Raw genomic sequence first — 17,848 nt, 5'->3', positions numbered from 1 at the left:
GGTTATCGACCACCATAACGACGTTGACGATTTTGATAAATATGAATAGCTTCATCAAAATGTTGTTGATCAAAATCCGGCCACAATACCGGAAGGAAGACAAATTCAGAATACGCGGTTTGCCAGAGTAAAAAATTACTAATACGCTCTTCCCCAGACGTCCTAATTAACAGGTCGGGGGGTGGTAAGTCAGCCAGTGCGACATTCTCACCTAATAACACCTCATCAATGTCATCAAGAGACACCTCACCTAACATTACGCGCTCAGCTATTTTTTTAGCGGCTTGGGCAATATCCCAACGTCCACCATAATTCGCAGCAATAACCAACGTCATTTGGTCATTGTCTTTTGTGGCACTCTGAACATTTTGAATTTGCTTCTGCAAACTATTACTAAAGCCCGAAAGATCACCAACGACTCTCAGCTGGATTTTATGCTCATTTAGACGTTTCAGCTCTTTTTTCAAAGAACGCATAAACAACGTCATCAAACCATCAACCTCTAACTTTGGTCGCTTCCAGTTTTCACTGGAAAAAGCGAATAGCGTTAATACCTTAACACCAGATTTCGCCGCCGCCTCTACAACACGACGAACTGCAGACGCGCCTGCTGTATGTCCCGCAATACTCGGAAGGTGCTTTTTCTTCGCCCAGCGATTATTACCATCCATAATAATGGCAATATGTGCTGGTCCAACCACTGAATCAAGATCAGTGCCGTCCAATTCAGACATAGTCTTACCTTAGTCAATAAAAAAGGCGAGCCGAAGCTCGCCCCTTTCATTAGATTTCCATCAAGTCTTTTTCTTTTGCAGCAAGACGCTCTTCAACTAAAGCAACGTATTTGTCTGTTATTTTTTGAACTTGATCCTGTCCACGACGATCGTCATCTTCAGAAATTTCTTTTTCTTTTACTAAGTCTTTAAGGCTGCCATTTGCATCGCGACGAATATTACGAATAGAGATACGGCCATTTTCCGCTTCGTTTTTCGCTTGCTTAAAGTAATTTTTACGCGTTTCTTCCGTCAAAGCCGGCATAGGAATTCGAATAAGATTACCATTCGTCGCTGGGTTAAGACCCAGATCAGATTTCATAATGGCTTTTTCAATCTCAGGAACCAAGTTATTTTCCCAAGGAGATATACCTAAAGTACGCGCATCTTCTACCGTGATGTTAGCCACTTGGCTTAACGGCGTTTCAGAGCCGTAATAATTCACTTTTACTGAATCCAATATACTTGGGTGTGCGCGACCTGTACGAATTTTTTTGAACGCAGATTCAACAGCAGAAACCGCTTTACTCATACGGTCTTCTGCATCTTTAAGAATTTCGTTAATCATAATTTCCTCACTTAATCAGTGTACCTTCACTGCCACCCACCATGATGTTCACCAAGGCTCCCGGCTTGTTCATATTAAACACACGTATTGGCATGCTGTGGTCACGAGTCAAACAAATCGCTGTTAAGTCCATGACCCCTAATTGTTTTTCAAGGACTTCATCGTAGCCCAATGTATCATATTTGACGGCCGCTGGATCTTTCATTGGATCCGCTGAATAAACGCCATCCACTTTTGTTGCTTTCAATACAACATCTGCATCAATCTCAATGCCGCGTAAACATGCAGCAGAGTCTGTTGTAAAGAAAGGGTTACCCGTGCCTGCAGAGAAGATCAGCACATCACCTTCTTTCATTAAGCGCATCGCACGACGTCTGTCGTATGGTTCTACAATACCCGTCATGGTGATCGCCGACATCACTCGAGTGGCAATATTTGCACGCTCCAATGCATCGCGCATCGCCAACGCATTCATTACCGTTGCCAACATACCCATGTGGTCACCAGTAACACGATCCATACCCGCTTCGCTCAACGCTTGCCCACGGAACAAGTTACCGCCACCAATAACGATACCAACTTCAACACCAATGCCTCGTAGTTGACCTATTTCAAGCGCTATACGATTTAATACTTTTGGATCGATACCGAAAGACTCATCCCCCATTAGGGCTTCGCCACTTAATTTCAGCAGAATTCGTTTGTATTTAGGACTCTTTTCTTTTGACATATCAACCTCCGGCAATGGTTTTCATTCTTCAATAACTGAGGTCAATTTAACCGACACTCATCGCACCTGTCTTTCATAAAAAGGGGCAGTCAAGCTGCCCCTTTTTTTTGAAGACACCGCAACTAAGAGTTAACCCTTAAGTTGTGCTGCTACTTCTGCTGCAAAGTCTACTTCAGCAACTTCAATACCTTCACCTACTTCTAGGCGAATGAAAGACGTTACTGTTGCGCCAGCGTCTTTTACAAGCTGACCCACTTTAATTTCTGGGTTCTTAACAAAAGGCTGTTCAGTCAAGCTGTTTTCAGCCAAGAACTTCTTCATGCGGCCAACAATCATTTTATCAACGATTTCTGCTGGTTTACCGGCCATGTCTGGCTGAGCACGAACAATTTCTTCTTCTTTTGCAAGAACTTCTGCAGGCATGTCGTCACCGCGAACAACGCGAGGAGCAACAGCAGCAACATGCATAGACACATCTTTAGCCAGTTCAGCAGAACCACCTTCCAATTGAGTCAATACAGCGATTTGGCCGTTACCGTGAAGGTAAGCACCCACTAAACCGCCTTCAATGATGACAGCACGACGAGGAGAAATATTCTCACCGATCTTCTGTACCAATGCTTCGCGCGCTTGACCAATTTCACCAGCAAGCAAAACAGCCATATCAGTTTCTTTCGTTGCAAAAACAACGTCAGCCACTTTATTAGCGAAAGCAATGAAACCTTCGTCACGAGACGCGAAGTCAGTTTCAGAGTTAACTTCAACCAAGATACCGTAAGAAGCATCGTCTGCAACGCGCATAACGATTGTTCCTTCAGCTGCAGTACGGCCCGCTTTTTTAGCTGCCTTCATGCCACTTGATTTACGTAGTTCTTCAATAGCAACTTCAACGTCAGCGTTAGCAGCGACAAGTGCTTTTTTACACTCCATCATGCCTAGGCCAGTACGTTCACGTAGCTCTTTTACCAATGCTGCAGATACTGCGGCCATGTTAAATCCTCTTTATACCAATTCAAATTTAAAAAAGGAGGTAAAAACCCCCCTTTAGAAACCAGAACAAACTAGAAAGTTTGCTTACGCTTCAGTAGCTTCGCTTACTTCAACGAATTCATCTGCAGTACCAGCAGTCGCAGAACGACCTTCTAGAACAGCATCAGCAAAAGCGCCAACGTACAACTGAACAGCGCGGATCGCGTCGTCGTTAGCTGGAATGATGTAATCAACACCATCTGGGTTACTGTTAGTATCAACGATACCGATAACAGGAATGCCCAATTTGTTTGCTTCTTTAATAGCGATACGTTCATGATCAACGTCTACTACAAACAAAACATCCGGAAGGCCGCCCATATCTTTAATACCACCCATAGAAAGCTCAAGTTTTTCAAGCTCACGAGTACGCATCAAAGCTTCTTTTTTAGTCAGCTTTTCGAAAGTACCATCAGACACTTGACCTTCAAGCTCACGAAGACGCTTGATAGATGCACGGATGGTTTTGTAGTTAGTCAACATACCACCTAACCAACGGTGGTTAACGTATGGCATACCAGAGCGAGCAGCTTGCTCTTTAATCGTTTTAGATGCAGCACGCTTAGTACCAACAAACAAAACCTTGTTTTTGTTCTCAGCCATTTTCTTAACAAGCTCAAGAGCGTTATTAAGAGCAGGAACTGTATGTTCAAGGTTAATGATATGAATCTTGTTACGAGCACCAAAAATGAAAGGCTTCATTTTTGGGTTCCAGTAACGAGTTTGGTGACCAAAGTGTGAACCAACCTGCAAAAGGTCGCGCATAGAAACTGTAGGCATTTTACTATCCTTTATATTTGGGTTATTTATGCTTACCAGCTTAAAGCGTCAGTCAAACAAGGTTTAAAGCAACCAATGACACCCCAGACACTTTATTTTATTGCGGCAAGATCGTTAGTTTTAAAGTTTTATACCTGTTTCAGACCTAAGTCTGGCAGGCGGGCGTTTTATACCACATTTGACATAAAACAAAAAGACTTGGTGTCATTTTTTACGCACCACAAGACGTGCCTTTTTTTCAATCAGAGAGGCGATTCTACCGCTCAAGTCATGTAGAATATCCCGCAACATACTCTCAATATAGATATAAACCAATTTAAGATGTGCCAATTATGAGCAACGAAATCCTACAAAAAGTTGAAGAACTCACTAAAAACGGCCGCGTAGATGCGCCTAACTGGACGCCTCGCCCAGCCTCGACACACTTCACTGACATCAGTGACATAGAAGGTATGCGTCTTGCCGGCAAACTGGCCGCAGACGTTTTGGTCATGCTAGAAGAATTTGTTGTTCCTGGGGTAACCACTGAACAACTGGATATTATTGCTCACAACTACATAATTTCTGAGCAAGGCGCGATTCCAGCACCATTAAATTATCACGGTTTCCCTAAGTCTTGCTGCACGTCTGTTAATGACGTTATCTGTCATGGCATCCCGAATGATAAAGCCTTAAAAAAAGGCGACGCGGTTAATATCGACATCACCATCATCAAAGATGGTTATTACGGCGACACCAGTAGAATGTTCTTTGCAGGTCCTGCGCTACCTCATGCTGAACGCTTAGCTAAAATCACACAAGAATGCCTTTACCTAGCCATTGACCTAGTAAAACCAGGTGTCCGTCTAGGCGATATTGGTGCCGCTATTTCTGCGCACGCACACAAAAACCACTGCTCAGTTGTAGAAGAGTATTGTGGCCACGGTGTTGGCACCACCTTTCACGGTGAACCACAAGTGGCACATTATGGCAAAGCAGGCACGGGCGTTATGCTTGAAGAAGGCATGACCCTGACCATCGAACCGATGATCAACGCTGGCAAAAAACAAGTAAAACACACAGGCCCAGATAACTGGATAGCCAAAACCAAAGATGGTCGACTGTCTGCTCAGTACGAGCACACTTTACTTGTCACTGCAGACGGCGTTGAAGTCTTAACTCGCAGACCAGAAGAAACACGCTTCTCATAGAGAAGCGTTATTTTTCGCTCAACACACCCGATGGCATGCCATTTATTATTCTAAAAACCGATTCATTCTTCGAGGCTCTTGTATGGACTTCCCTGCTTTTCCAGACGCTCCGCCACTACTTACTGAGGAAGAGAAAGACAAACTAGCCAAACCCGGCTGCTCTATTTCTCATTACAAAGCCATCATCGAAGAAAAAACGGCGGCCTACAACGACCTTTTTCACTCCCTCTACCCGATCGAAAAACTCGTGAAGGGACTCTCTTCCTTCTATGACGAAGTATTACATGCGGTATGGACTGCAAAAGAGCTGGATAGCGAAAAGCACGTCAGCCTAGTAGCGGTAGGCGGGTATGGTCGCGGAGAACTGCACCCAAAATCCGATATCGACCTACTGATATTAATCGAGAATGACGCCTCAGCGCCTAAGGAAAAACTGGAAAGCTTCATCACCTTCCTATGGGACATCAATCTAGACGTAGGGCACAGCGTCCGCACGCTTAATGAATGCACCCAGATGGCTGCCGAAGATATCACCATCATCACCAATCTGATTGAATCTCGCACACTGATTGGATCAAAAGACCTTTTAGCCACACTTAAGCTAAATATTGATACCTCTAATATGTGGGATGGGCACTCCTTTTATCAAGCAAAGCTAGCAGAACAAAAGCAGCGCCATGCAAAATATCAAAACACTGCCTACAACCTAGAACCCAATCTAAAAGAATGCCCTGGCGGATTAAGAGATATGCAGGTCATAGACTGGGTTGCGAAACGCCACTTGCACACAAATAGATTGAGCGCATTAATTGAAAAAGAATTTTTATCAGAAGACGAATACATTCAATTAAAAGGCGCTGTCAGCCATTTGTGGCGAATTCGTTGGGCTCTTCATATCGAGGCTGGCCGCAAAGAAGATCGACTTCTTTTCGACCACCAACGAACCCTTGCAAAACTATTCGGTTTTGATGATGACGACCTTAAACGCAATGTTGAACGTTTCATGCAAGGCTACTACCAAAGTGTTGCGGCCATTCAACAACTTAACGACTTACTGCTTCAACATTTTGAAGAATCTTTTTTAGAAAAAGACTCCGTCACACCAATTGAAATTATCAATGATCATTTTCAAGTTGCCAACGGACAATTAGAAGCACGCTCTCCTACACTCTTTCAAGATAATCCATCGAGCATGCTGGAAATCTACGTCTTGTTTGGCGCTCACGAAAACATCAAAGGCATTCGCGCCAACACCATGCGACAGCTTCGTGATAACCTAGAACTGGTCGATGACAACTTTCGAAATAACAAAACAAACACCGATTTGTTTATGGACATTATATCCAGTCGCTTTCGTCTATCGAGCATATTGAGATCAATGAAGCACCTCGGTTTACTTGGTCGCTATCTACCAGAATTTGGCGCCATCATTGGCCAAATGCAGCACGACCTTTTCCATATTTATACAGTTGATGCACACACGCTCCAGGTCGTGGAAAACTTACGCCGCCTATGGCTTCCTGAATACAAACAAAAGTTCCCCATTTCCAGTCAAGCCATCCGCCACATCCAAAAAGTTGAATTGGTTTATATTGCAGGCTTGTACCACGATATCGCGAAAGGTCGTGGCGGAGATCATTCAGAACTGGGTTGCGTCGACGCACAAGCGTTTTGCGAACGCCATGGACTATCAAAAAGAGACACCGAATTGGTCGTATGGCTGGTTAGAAACCACCTATTTATGTCGGTGACAGCACAGCGTAAAGACATTTCAGACCCTGAAGTAATCTGGGAGTTTGCAAGCTACGTTAAAGACCAAGAACACCTCGACTATTTGTTCATTCTCACGGTTGCAGACATTAACGCTACCAACCCAACTATGTGGAACAGCTGGCGCGCCTCGCTCATGCGTCAACTCTACCTAGAAACAAAACGCGCGCTTCGACGCGGCTTAGATTTTCCAATCGATGCGGATATGATCAGTGACGAGCACAAACAGCGCGCCCTAGAAATAATTATTGAGCGTAATGTCGACATCATGGAAGCGGAAAAAATCTGGGAATCCATTGAAGACGAATACTTCATTCGCTCCAATGGCGATGAAATCGCCTGGAATACAGAAGCCATTATTCAGCACCGCCCAAGTGAAAAGCCCTTAATCGCCATTACACCCTTAGGTGGGCGCAACTTTTCCGGCGCCAGTAAAATATTCATTTACACCCCAATAAGCAGACACTTATTTGCGGTTACTGCAGCGACATTCGAGCAGCTTGGCCTGACTATTTTAGACGCAAAAATAAGCCACACAACAGACAACTACACCTTAGACAGTTTTGTCGTGATGGACAGTAATGATAACGACACCAACCTGTACCTAGACAAAGAACGCATTGCTCTGATTCGAAACACATTGATGGCTCAGCTAGAAACCCCATCGACTTACGCAAGCGTCGTTCAACGCCACACGCCAAGAATCTTAAAGATATTCAACTCACCAGCGACGGCGCATTTTGTCAGTCAGCCGGAAGAAGTATGGTCTGCACTTGAAATTACCGCACCAGACCGCCCAGGATTACTCGCCCTAGTAGGGCAATTTTTCATGAATCACAACATCATGCTGCACAAGGCAAAAATTGCCACTTTGGGTGAGCGCGTAGAAGATACCTTCTATATCACCGAAGAAAATGGTGACCTAATTACCGACATAGACAGCATGAATAACATTTGCACCCTTTTGAAAGAGAAAATAGACCGTTTTTCTCAAGCGATGGACTAAAAACCAATGAACCCTCTTATACACTCTTTGCACCCATACCCTTTCCAAAAGCTTGCAGAGCTTCTAGAAGGGCTATCACCAAATCCAGAAAAAAACCTTATCAAATTAACCATTGGTGAGCCTCAGCACGAGGCGCCAGCGATTGTGCTTGATACACTCTCGAAAAGCTTAAGTGGCGTAAGTAAATACCCAAGCACCAAAGGCGAATTACCTTTAAGATGCGCCATTAGCGAATGGACAAAGCGCCGTTTCAAATTAGAAAACCTCAATCCTGACACTGAAGTTTTACCGGTAACCGGCACCCGAGAAGCCTTATTTGCTATCACCCAAACACTGGTTGGCGAGAAGCAGCAACCTATCGTTATTAGCCCAAATCCTTTTTACCAAATCTACGAAGGCGCAGGCATTCTGGCTGGGGCAGAACTGCACTTTCTACCTTGCGGATCAGAAACAAATTACAAAGTAGACTATCAACTTGTTGACGATACAACGTGGGCACGCTGCGAAGTTTTATTTGTATGCTCACCAAACAATCCAAGCGGCACCGTCACAACACTGGACGAATACGCGTACCTCATTGAAAAAGCCAAAACCTTCAACTTCACCATTGTCGCGGATGAATGTTATTCAGAAATTTACTTTGGCGACCAAGCCCCTTTGGGCCTACTCGAGGCGTGCCAAATCTTAGGAAATACAGATTACAAACATTGCCTAATTTTTCAATCTCTATCAAAACGCTCCAATTTACCCGGTCTGCGCTCTGGTTTTGTCGCAGGCGACGCTTCTATACTTAAGCCGTTTTTGCTGTATCGAACGTATCAGGGCTGCGCCATGTCCATTCATCACCAAGACGCCTCTATTGCTGCTTGGAACGATGAAGAACACGTGATTAAAAATCGAGAAATCTACACCCGAAAATTTGATTCCGTATTAGAAATATTATCGCCCGTTATGCCAATCTCAAAGCCAGAAGCAGGATTCTACTTATGGCCAGAATTAGACATGATAGACGAAGATTTTTGCACATCACTGTATCAAGAAGAATCCGTATTAGTTTTGCCAGGTAGTTACTTAGGCAGAGAAATTGATGGAAAAAATCCTGGCGATCACCATGTTCGTATGGCGCTTGTTGCAGAAGAATCCGAGTGCGTTGAGGCAGCAAAAAGAATCAAAGATTTCCTCAGTCGCAGATAACCCCCCTTTAGCATTATATTTAGAAAATTTAGTTGGAGAACACACATGAGCAACACAATCTTTGCATTCGGTCTTGGTATCGGCACTCAAAACAAAGAAGGCGACTGGTTAGAAGTTTTTTACTCAACACCAAGCCTTAACGCTGAAAAAAGCACACTAGATGCTATTTTTGAAAGCACAAACTATGAAGGTGGAAACGCAACACTAGTACTAGAAGAAAGCGACCTTAACCGCTTACATCTAAACCTTCTCAAAGCCGGTAACATTGAGCAAGCAGAATTGGCTTCGCGTCTAAAAGCCTCTACCAAGCCTGTCATTTTATGTGTGCTGGCCACAGATGAAGCCCCAAGCAACCCCGCAGAAGTGTACCTAAAGCTTCAACTCATTTCTCACCGTCAAGTTCAACCTCATAACACCGTATTAGACGGCATGTTTGGTTTACTGATTAACACAGCATGGACAAGCGAAGGCCCTATCGATGTTCGTGAACTGGCAGATCGCCAACTAAGCGCTCGCATGGAAGGCCGTACAATTGAAGTATTCAGTGTGGATAAATTCCCTAAAATGCTGAACTTTGTTGTCCCTACCGGCATCCGAGTTGGCGATGCCGCTCGCGTTCGTTTAGGCGCTCACTTAGCGGAAGGCACAACCGTCATGCACGAAGGTTTTGTTAACTTCAATGCAGGCACCCTTGGAACAAGTATGGTCGAAGGTCGTATTTCTGCAGGTGTGGTTGTTGGTAACGGCTCAGATCTTGGCGGCGGCTGCTCGACTATGGGCACCCTTTCAGGTGGCGGTAATATTGTCATCGGTGTTGGTGAAAAATGTCTAATCGGCGCCAATGCGGGCATCGGCATCGGCCTTGGTGATCGCTGTATCGTTGAGTCTGGCCTTTACATTACGGCGGGCTCTAAAGTCGCGGTTCTTGATGAAAATAACCAAGTCGTTTCAACCATCAAAGCGCGTGATCTTTCTGGGCAATCGGATCTTTTGTTCCGCCGCAACTCAGAAACAGGGGCGATTGAATGCAAAACCAACAAAACCGCCATCGCTCTGAACGAAGTACTGCACGCCCACAACTAACAATAAAAGCATCAATTAATCAAAAGCGTCATTCGGACATTATCTGAATGACGCATTACAGGATAAAAAATGATAGCTATATTTGGCATCAAAAATTGCGACACCATGAAAAAGGCATTTCGCTGGCTGGATGAAAACAAGATCACATACACCTTCCATGACTACAAAAAAGAAGGGGTTGAAGAAACTACGGCACAGGCGTGGGTAAACGAACTCGGATGGGAAAGCGTCATTAACAAACGCGGAACCACATGGCGAAAGCTGGATGAAGAGACTAAAAACACCATGAACAACGAAAACGCAGTTCATATCATAATGTCTCAACCTTCTATGATTAAGCGTCCATTATTGGTAATCGATCAATCCATTATTCTTGGATTTAGCACAGAAGAGTACGCCGAAAAATTACTCTAACGTAACACTGGCGTATATATTCGTGGGGTTTCTTTTCTTTGCATCATAGGCGTCACAGTTGGCGTGTAACCCGCAGAGGAATTGTCGGAACGAATAACTGGAACAAAGTAAGATTCCTGAATAACCGGCTGTTGAAAAAGGCTACAACTAGCAGAAATCAAACCCAAAAATACAACAACACCTAATTTCATAATCCCACCTTAATATGATTCTCCTGTTATAGTAACAGAATCATCCATAAGGTAGCGAAAACAAATACAAAGGTAAAGAATGTCTGACTTGTCCCCTACTCTCAAACTTGCTGTGGATCTTATTTCTCGCCCTTCTGTCACACCAGAAGACGCAGGTTGCCAAGACCTCATGATCGAACGATTGAAAAACGTGGGTTTTGAGATCGAATACATGCCCTTTGGAGACGTAAAAAACTTTTACGCAAAACGTGGCACTTCTGGACCCAACCTTTGTTTTGCAGGACACACAGACGTTGTGCCAACAGGACCTGAAGCGGAATGGGCTGTTCCTCCCTTCGCACCCGCTATTGTTGATGGCATGCTCTATGGTCGCGGTGCAGCAGATATGAAAGGCAGCCTTGCTGCCATGGTAACGGCGGTAGAAGCCTTTGTTACAGAACACCCTAACCACCAAGGCCAGATATCCTTTTTAATCACCAGCGATGAAGAAGGCCCTTTTGTCGATGGGACAACGCGCGTCGTTGATGCTCTGATAGCACGTAATGAAAAAGTCGACTGGTGCATCGTAGGCGAACCTTCCAGCACAAAAACACTCGGCGATATTATTAAAAATGGTCGTCGTGGCTCCTTTAGCGGAAATTTAACCGTACATGGAAAACAAGGCCATGTTGCGTACCCTCATTTAGCTCAAAACCCTATACACCTTGCAGCACCTGCATTAGATGAAATGGCCAATGCTCACTGGGACAACGGCAATGATTTTTTCCCACCCACTAGCTTTCAAATTTCCAACATTCAATCTGGTACAGGCGCAACCAACGTTGTACCAGGCACGTTAAACGCTCAGTTTAATTTCCGCTTTTCTTCCGAGCTGGACTTTGACGCCCTGAAAGTCCGTACTCTTGAAATCTTAGACAAACACAATTTACGCTACGACATTGAGTGGACATACAACGGCTTACCTTTCCTAACTCGACCAGGTGAATTGGTGGATGCCATTGTCGATGCAGTACAACACACCGTTGATATCACACCCGAACTCTCAACATCCGGCGGCACATCAGACGGGCGATTCATTGCAAAAATGGGCACGCAAGTCGTAGAGCTCGGCCCTATCAATGCCACTATTCATCAGATTAACGAATGCGTCGACGCAGACAGCCTAAACAAGCTTTCTGAGATTTATACTCGCATACTTGAAAATCTGTTCACTGACAAAAAATAAACACACGAAGCATAAGCCAACATAAAATGAGAAACACCATACATAAACTCGCGATGAAGATGGGAAATAACCCTAGAGTCGCACTCATCAAGATGATCCAAGGTGGATTAATTTTCGTATTTGGCGTTCTCATGCTTATGGTGGCAGACCGCGTCATTGTAGAATCCCTTGCTCAAGAGATTATGGCCTTATTTGGATTAATACTGGCTGGATGTGGCGTGATATGGACGACTATCGGCTACCTCTCAATGAGCATTCTCAGAATTTATCACATGATTAAAAAGAAGGATTAACAGGATGCAAGCTGATATTGAAATATACACATTATCCTGCCCAACAGAAAAGATCATTGCCTGGCTGGAAGAGACATTTATCCTCGTCAAAAAAAGCTCGCCCTCAAAACTGTGCTCAAAAATCACCGTATCCTCTAATGGCAATGACATTGAAGTGACCATTTTGGAACAGGCGGCGGGAAAACGTTTTACCTCTATCTGGTTTGATTCAGACAAAACCCCTTGGGAAGACGACATGACTTGTGCACGACAGGTTTTTCAATCTCTCAATTGCGAAGTACGCTGTAATTTTCAAGGATGGGAAGAAGAAGGCAATCAAGACCCCGACCAGTGGTGGCGCATAAATAGCGACGGAGAAGGCCCATTTATCTGGGAATAAAACCACCATATAACAGACAGCACGTTACACAGAAATATTAATAGAGACTATACACATGCAAATTACACTTCTTAAAGGCAAACTTCACATGGCCAGCGTCACTCAGGCAGAGCTTTGGTATGACGGCTCCTGCGCCATTGATAAAGACCTTGTGGAACTCGCTGGCTTTAGAGAGTTCGAACAAATAGACATCTACAACGTAGACAATGGCGAACGCTTTCACACCTATGTCATCTTAGCGGAATCAGGCTCAGGCACGATTTCAATGAACGGCGCTGCGGCTAGAAAAGTCCAAGTAGGTGACCGTGTTATTATTGCCGCTTATGGGCAAATGAATGAAGCGGAAGCAGACACATTCAACCCGAAACTCGTGTATTTGAACAAAGACAACAGTGTGGAACGCACAACAAACACTATTCCCGTTCAAAAAGACTAAACATCTAGCCAATAAAAGAACAAAAAAGCCCGCTCTAAATTACATTAGAGCGGGCTTTTTTTACACGTAAAAACTACGCCAATACAGCTAAAGCCGCTTCGTAATTTGGTTCATCAGCCGTTTCTGCAACTTGTTCTGTATAAATAACAGACCCATTTTCATCCAGTACCACAACAGCACGAGACAAAAGACCAGCAAGTGGCCCTGTTGCAAAAGAAAGACCGTAATCAGCACCAAACGTAGAGCGGAAGCTAGAGCCCGTATCTACATTATCAATACCTTCCGCGCCACAAAAACGCGCTGCGGCAAAAGGTAAGTCCGCTGAAACACAAATCACGTTAACACCCTTTAAAGACGCAGCCGATTCATTAAACTTACGAACCGATGTTGCGCAGGTCGGCGTATCAACCGAAGGGAATATATTCAGCACCAATTTAGCACCTTGATAATTCGCTAACGTTGCAACAGACAGGTCTGTCTTAACCAATTCAAACGCTGGAGCCATAGAACCAACAGCAGGAAGAGAGCCAACAGTTTCAAAGGGATTACCTTTAAGCGTTACAGTTGCCATACAAAGCCTCTAAAATAAATAATGTAAATTAACCGCGAATAATGGAAACGTTTTCAGCCTGTTTGCCTTTCTCGCCTTCAGTAACATAAAAGCGAACAAGTTGACCTTCAACAAGGAAACGACGACCACGACCACGGATAGCACGGTAATGAACAAATACGTCATCGCCATTTTCCATTGTCAAAAAGCCAAAACCTTTTGATGAATTGAACCATTTTACCGTTCCTTGCTCACGATCATCATCTTCGTCTTCTTCAGACTCAGAATCAAAACCAACAGAACTGGCATTACTAATCATAGCGCCGACATAAACAGACACTAGTACAAAGCCAAAGTATATTAGGAAGTTGGCGCCCATTTCCTCTTTAAGAACCCCTGCAATAAGCAAAGGCACAATCAAGGCAATAACAAGGCTAACAATAAACGTGCGCAGTGAAAAAAAACCGGAACCAGCTGAAGACCCTTTATTATGTGAAACATTATCCTGATGATCATTCATAACAGTATATCTCTTATCAAATTAAATATTATTGTGGAGAGAAGCCCATTTATAAAAATAGGCTCCGTGTTCGTGCAAAAGTGAATAAATAAATATTTTTACTAAACTCTTTCTGAAATCACCATGTGAAGCTAAAGAAGATAGTAGTAAAATACTCAACTTCTTTATGAGAGCAATTTTCACGCCACTCTTACACTTTAAATGACCAATACTTGCGTCATATATTCGTATAGAACAGCTCATAAAATAAGAGTTTAACTTGGTAAGGTTAACACACAGAAGGTATCTATGAACACCTCACAAATCGACGAACGTATAGACGAATTAGAATTCAAACTGCAATTCCAAGAAGATACGATTGACAGTTTAAATCAGGTTTTAATTAGCCAACAAAAAGACATGATGTTAATGAAAGAAAAGCTCGCTATGTTAGGAAAACAGCTGGACTCTTATCGTCAACAACAAGCCACACACGACGGTGATAGACCACCACATTATTAATAATAAAACGGTTAGGCGGAAAGTGAATCGAGGGACTTAAGCACATAAATATCAAATCGCCCCGATTTACCTTCTAATTGATACGTTGGCTCTGCATCATTTAAAAACGGAGCGCTTTTAGGGCGTTTCACAACCACGCGATATTCCGCAAGCTGCATGGCATGAGGCAAAAGGTTATCGGCATCCAAATCCTTTCCGACCAAATCCCTAAAAAAAGCCATCTCTTTTTTTGCCGCCGCGGATGATTTTTCTGTATGCGGGTACATAGGATCCAAAAACACCACATCAAACTTCATAGTTGCGTCTAAGCCGGTAATGTCCGTATCAAGCAAAGGCATTTTTGACACAATATCAGCAACCTCATGATGAAAAGAAGCTCGATACAAACCGTCTTGCAACATCGCCCTCACAAAGCCAACACGCTCACAAAGTGAGACAGAACAACCTAAACTAGCCAAAACAAAAGCATCTCGCCCCAATCCAGCCGTCGCATCTAATATTGATAAATTTGAGCGCTTATTTAAGCCGACCGCTTTTGCAATATCCTGCCCTTTTCCACCCCCAAACCGACGACGGTGATCCACGGCGCCCGATGTGAAATCGACATACACAGGTTTAGGAGCACCTTTGCCTGTTTTCGCGACGGCAAGACCATCTGGTGTTTTCAGTAAAAGGTAATCATATTCCGACACAAATTTAATGGGGCTACTCAGTGGAATAAACGCCAAATTTAAAGACTGCGCCAATAATCGAGATTCTGATTCCAAAAACCTATCTGTTGTCGCAACCGCGATAGAATTAAGCAAAACATCTCCAAAAACGTTAAAAAAGGGTTAATAAGGCGGCGCTTCATTCAGCCTTAACACTAAAAATCACTTTACGTTAAAACAGAAAAAGCCTCTAACACTAGAAGCTTTTCTGGGTATAAACCGCAAGACTCACGCAATCAATACGCCGTCCACGATTTCAAAATGCGACTAAACCTCTATACATAGACAATCCGCAGAAGCGCACAACCTAAGATTAACCTGTAAATAAAAAAAGGAAAGAAACCAATGGTATTAAGCCACTTTAAAAACAGGTAAATACAAAGATAAGCACTGATTGCGGATAGCACCACGCCAACGAGAATACTCACCCAATCAACCACAGTATTTGATGACATTAGCTCAATAAACTTTAAGCCACCGGCAGCAAGAATAAGAGGAATAGACAGAAGAAAAGAAAAACGTGCCGCAGTTTCTCGGCCAAATCCTAAGAATCTTGCGGCCGTCATCGTAATACCTGAGCGAGAGGTTCCAGGGATCAATGCGAGCGCTTGGGCAAAGCCTATATAAAGCACACTTTTGATGCCAAAATCCTGCTCTGTTTTATTCGATGCACCATAACGATCAGACAGCCAGAGCAAAACACCAAAACCTATCGTCGTGTAAGCAATGACTTCTACAGAGCGAAGATGGGTACTAATAAAATCATCAAATAATAAGCCAGCTAGACAAGCAGGCAATGTAGCGAGACAAATCCACCAAGCCAAACGACTGTCAGACGTTGACTGCTGGCCTTTTAAAGAAAGACACCAAGCCACAACAATTTGCACAATGTCTTTTCTGAAATAAGTAATAATCGCAATCAAAGTACCAACATGAACAGCGACATCAAACGCCAACCCCTGATCTTGCCAATTAAGCAATTGAGCAGGAAGTATCAAATGGGCAGAACTTGAGATAGGTAAAAACTCAGTCAGCCCTTGAATAAGAGCCAAAAAAACAATCTGATACCACAACATACAACTAACGTTTCCCTATGCGAGGAGCCTGCTTTTCCCAGGTTATTTCATCCCTTAAATACGTCGGCATGGCATCATAAGAGGAAACCACTTCCCCTTTATGAAAATGCAACAATGCCAGCTCAGCAACGCACGCAGCACGAGGCGCCAAGTCTGTCAGAACAAATTCAGGCGCTTCTGGTAAGAGTGAGCTTAATGCTTCTTCATAACACCAGCCTGAACCAACGCCATCAAAGTTGTCTGAAAATGGCACCAAGACCGATGGCTTTATCACCCGCTCATCAAGCAATTGCGCAATGTCATATTGCCCATTCACTTTATTGACATAGTAGCCACCGAGATAGATTTCTCCCATGCGAGCATCAAGTGCCGCCAGCCAATTATTCTTGCCTGTTTTCTGAAAGCCCTCTAAAGCCAAAGCAGCCAATGTAGAAACAGGAATAACTGGTAAATCAGCACCATAAGCCAAACCCTGAACCACACCAGCACTAATACGCAAACCAGTAAAAGAACCAGGTCCGCGCCCAAAGGCAATGGCATCAAGATCAGATAAGTTCAACCCAGCTTGACTGAGTATTTGATCCACCATGGGTAAAATCAAATCATTATGAAGACGAGGCGCCATGCGAAAGTCTTCTAACACAACGCCATCGATATTCAACGCCACTGAACACGCAGGCGTTGAGGTATCTAATGCTAAAATCACTGTCATTGGATCATTAAGCCTTTAACGATGCCAATAGACCTTGTTTGATCTCATTTAGATCGCCCACGCCATTTACTTTCACGAATTTTGGCGCTGAAGCATCTGCTTTCAACCAATTTTGGTAATAACCAATCAACGGTGCCGTTTGATCATGATAAACACCCAAGCGCTTACGAACCGTTTCTTCAACATCATCAACACGCTGAACAAGCTCTTCGCCCGTAACATCATCCTTGCCTTCCACTTTAGGTGGATTGTAAACAAGGTGATAGGTTCGGCCTGACGCTTCGTGGACACGACGACCACTCATGCGCTTTACTATTTCTTCATCGGCAACGTCGATTTCTACAACGTAGTCAATTTTAACACCTGCTTCTTTTAGTGCATCCGCCTGCGGGATAGTACGAGGAAAACCATCGAACAACGCTCCGTTAGTGCAATCATCTTGTGTCAAACGCTCTTTCACAAGGCCAATGATGATGTCATCAGAAACCAGTTGACCAGCATCCATTACCGCTTTGGCCTTTAAGCCCATTTCGCTTCCTGCTTTGACAGCGGCGCGCAGCATATCTCCGGTAGAGATTTGCGGAATACCAAACTCTTCCGTGATGAATTGAGCCTGAGTGCCTTTACCAGCGCCTGGTGCACCTAATAATATTACTCGCATAAACAAATCTCCAAAAGACAGCGTTAATTGATTTGCAACGGTGGCCGACACAATGCG

General features: G+C 43.9%; 22 protein-coding genes. 10 read left to right on the top strand and 12 right to left on the bottom strand.

All coding sequences use genetic code 11. The features are described 5' to 3' along the window. Positions 1-2: 2 nt before the first annotated feature. From uppS to rpsB, 5 genes are all read right to left on the bottom strand, one after another. Positions 3-734, bottom strand: coding sequence for a polyprenyl diphosphate synthase (uppS, locus tag D104_RS34020; RefSeq protein WP_024025149.1), 732 nt, complete (start codon positions 732-734; stop codon positions 3-5). A 49-nt stretch (positions 735-783) separates the two neighbouring features. Continuing rightward, positions 784-1,341, bottom strand: a complete 558-nt coding sequence (gene frr / locus D104_RS34015; protein WP_024025148.1) for a ribosome recycling factor — start codon at positions 1,339-1,341, stop codon at positions 784-786. A 7-nt stretch (positions 1,342-1,348) separates the two neighbouring features. Next, positions 1,349-2,071, bottom strand: a complete 723-nt coding sequence (pyrH, locus tag D104_RS34010; RefSeq protein ID WP_024025147.1) for a UMP kinase — start codon at positions 2,069-2,071, stop codon at positions 1,349-1,351. A 129-nt stretch (positions 2,072-2,200) separates the two neighbouring features. Beyond that, on the bottom strand, positions 2,201-3,061 hold the full coding sequence (tsf, locus tag D104_RS34005; protein ID WP_024025146.1) for a translation elongation factor Ts: 861 nt from the start codon (positions 3,059-3,061) through the stop codon (positions 2,201-2,203). 84 nt (positions 3,062-3,145) lie between these two features. Further along, positions 3,146-3,880, bottom strand: a complete 735-nt coding sequence (rpsB, locus tag D104_RS34000; RefSeq protein ID WP_024025145.1) for a 30S ribosomal protein S2 — start codon at positions 3,878-3,880, stop codon at positions 3,146-3,148. Positions 3,881-4,212: 332 nt separating this feature from the next. Between rpsB and map the strand changes: the two genes are divergently transcribed. The 5 genes from map (at position 4,213) to D104_RS33975 (ending at position 10,537) form a co-directional block, all read left to right on the top strand. Next, a complete protein-coding gene (gene map, locus D104_RS33995) occupies positions 4,213-5,070 on the top strand; it encodes a type I methionyl aminopeptidase (protein ID WP_024025144.1) in 858 nt (285 codons plus the stop codon). Positions 5,071-5,152: 82 nt separating this feature from the next. Further along, positions 5,153-7,846, top strand: coding sequence for a [protein-PII] uridylyltransferase (glnD, locus tag D104_RS33990; RefSeq protein ID WP_024025143.1), 2,694 nt, complete (start codon positions 5,153-5,155; stop codon positions 7,844-7,846). A gap of 6 nt (positions 7,847-7,852) precedes the next feature. Beyond that, the gene (dapC, locus tag D104_RS33985; protein ID WP_024025142.1) at positions 7,853-9,040 is read left to right on the top strand and encodes a succinyldiaminopimelate transaminase; all 1,188 of its coding nucleotides are present in this window, start codon (positions 7,853-7,855) and stop codon (positions 9,038-9,040) included. A gap of 45 nt (positions 9,041-9,085) precedes the next feature. Continuing rightward, positions 9,086-10,123, top strand: coding sequence for a 2,3,4,5-tetrahydropyridine-2,6-dicarboxylate N-succinyltransferase (dapD, locus tag D104_RS33980; protein WP_024025141.1), 1,038 nt, complete (start codon positions 9,086-9,088; stop codon positions 10,121-10,123). 69 nt (positions 10,124-10,192) lie between these two features. Next, a complete protein-coding gene (locus D104_RS33975) occupies positions 10,193-10,537 on the top strand; it encodes an ArsC family reductase (RefSeq protein ID WP_024025140.1) in 345 nt (114 codons plus the stop codon). Here D104_RS33975 and D104_RS33970 read toward each other — a convergent pair. Continuing rightward, positions 10,534-10,728: a hypothetical protein gene (locus D104_RS33970; RefSeq protein WP_024025139.1), complete on the bottom strand. Its 195-nt coding sequence runs from the start codon at positions 10,726-10,728 to the stop codon at positions 10,534-10,536. The genes D104_RS33975 and D104_RS33970 overlap by 4 nt on opposite strands. Positions 10,729-10,807: 79 nt before the next feature. Between D104_RS33970 and dapE the strand changes: the two genes are divergently transcribed. Genes dapE through panD form a run of 4 tightly spaced genes read left to right on the top strand, consistent with a single transcriptional unit; the run spans position 10,808 to position 13,061 of the window. Next, positions 10,808-11,953, top strand: a complete 1,146-nt coding sequence (gene dapE, locus D104_RS33965) for a succinyl-diaminopimelate desuccinylase (protein WP_024025138.1) — start codon at positions 10,808-10,810, stop codon at positions 11,951-11,953. Positions 11,954-12,012: 59 nt separating this feature from the next. Beyond that, positions 12,013-12,246, top strand: a complete 234-nt coding sequence (locus tag D104_RS33960) for a hypothetical protein (RefSeq protein WP_235075955.1) — start codon at positions 12,013-12,015, stop codon at positions 12,244-12,246. A gap of 4 nt (positions 12,247-12,250) precedes the next feature. Continuing rightward, positions 12,251-12,625, top strand: a complete 375-nt coding sequence (locus D104_RS33955; RefSeq protein ID WP_024025136.1) for a hypothetical protein — start codon at positions 12,251-12,253, stop codon at positions 12,623-12,625. A gap of 55 nt (positions 12,626-12,680) precedes the next feature. Continuing rightward, positions 12,681-13,061, top strand: coding sequence for an aspartate 1-decarboxylase (panD, locus tag D104_RS33950; protein WP_024025135.1), 381 nt, complete (start codon positions 12,681-12,683; stop codon positions 13,059-13,061). Between the two features lie 73 nt (positions 13,062-13,134). Here the strand turns inward: panD and tpx are convergent, their stop codons facing one another. Next, positions 13,135-13,632, bottom strand: coding sequence for a thiol peroxidase (gene tpx, locus D104_RS33945; RefSeq protein WP_024025134.1), 498 nt, complete (start codon positions 13,630-13,632; stop codon positions 13,135-13,137). Between the two features lie 28 nt (positions 13,633-13,660). Next, positions 13,661-14,131 carry a cold-shock protein gene (locus tag D104_RS37665; protein WP_024025133.1) on the bottom strand — a complete coding sequence of 157 codons (471 nt, stop codon included), beginning with the start codon at positions 14,129-14,131 and terminating at the stop codon, positions 13,661-13,663. Between the two features lie 288 nt (positions 14,132-14,419). On the opposite strand from D104_RS37665, the gene D104_RS33935 reads away from it, so the two are divergent. Beyond that, a complete protein-coding gene (locus tag D104_RS33935; protein WP_024025132.1) occupies positions 14,420-14,632 on the top strand; it encodes a SlyX family protein in 213 nt (70 codons plus the stop codon). Between the two features lie 11 nt (positions 14,633-14,643). On the opposite strand, the gene D104_RS33930 is transcribed toward D104_RS33935, so the two are convergent. The 4 genes from D104_RS33930 to adk all read right to left on the bottom strand — a co-directional run bounded on the left by D104_RS33930 (position 14,644) and on the right by adk (position 17,791). Further along, positions 14,644-15,438: a class I SAM-dependent methyltransferase gene (locus D104_RS33930; RefSeq protein ID WP_024025131.1), complete on the bottom strand. Its 795-nt coding sequence runs from the start codon at positions 15,436-15,438 to the stop codon at positions 14,644-14,646. 179 nt (positions 15,439-15,617) lie between these two features. Continuing rightward, on the bottom strand, positions 15,618-16,418 hold the full coding sequence (locus D104_RS33925) for an undecaprenyl-diphosphate phosphatase (RefSeq protein ID WP_024025130.1): 801 nt from the start codon (positions 16,416-16,418) through the stop codon (positions 15,618-15,620). Between the two features lie 4 nt (positions 16,419-16,422). Further along, entirely contained in the window at positions 16,423-17,130 is a 708-nt protein-coding gene (gene tsaB, locus D104_RS33920) for a tRNA (adenosine(37)-N6)-threonylcarbamoyltransferase complex dimerization subunit type 1 TsaB (protein ID WP_024025129.1), read from the bottom strand. 7 nt (positions 17,131-17,137) lie between these two features. Continuing rightward, positions 17,138-17,791 (bottom strand): adenylate kinase, encoded by a 654-nt coding sequence (adk, locus tag D104_RS33915; RefSeq protein ID WP_031215270.1) that lies wholly within the window; start codon positions 17,789-17,791, stop codon positions 17,138-17,140. Between the last annotated feature and the right edge of the window lie 57 nt (positions 17,792-17,848).

Source organism: Marinomonas profundimaris (assembly GCF_000508165.1).
Classification (GTDB): domain Bacteria; phylum Pseudomonadota; class Gammaproteobacteria; order Pseudomonadales; family Marinomonadaceae; genus Marinomonas; species Marinomonas profundimaris.
The sequence above is the reverse complement of the archived record's forward strand: the minus strand, read 5'-3'. Positions and strand labels throughout refer to the sequence as shown.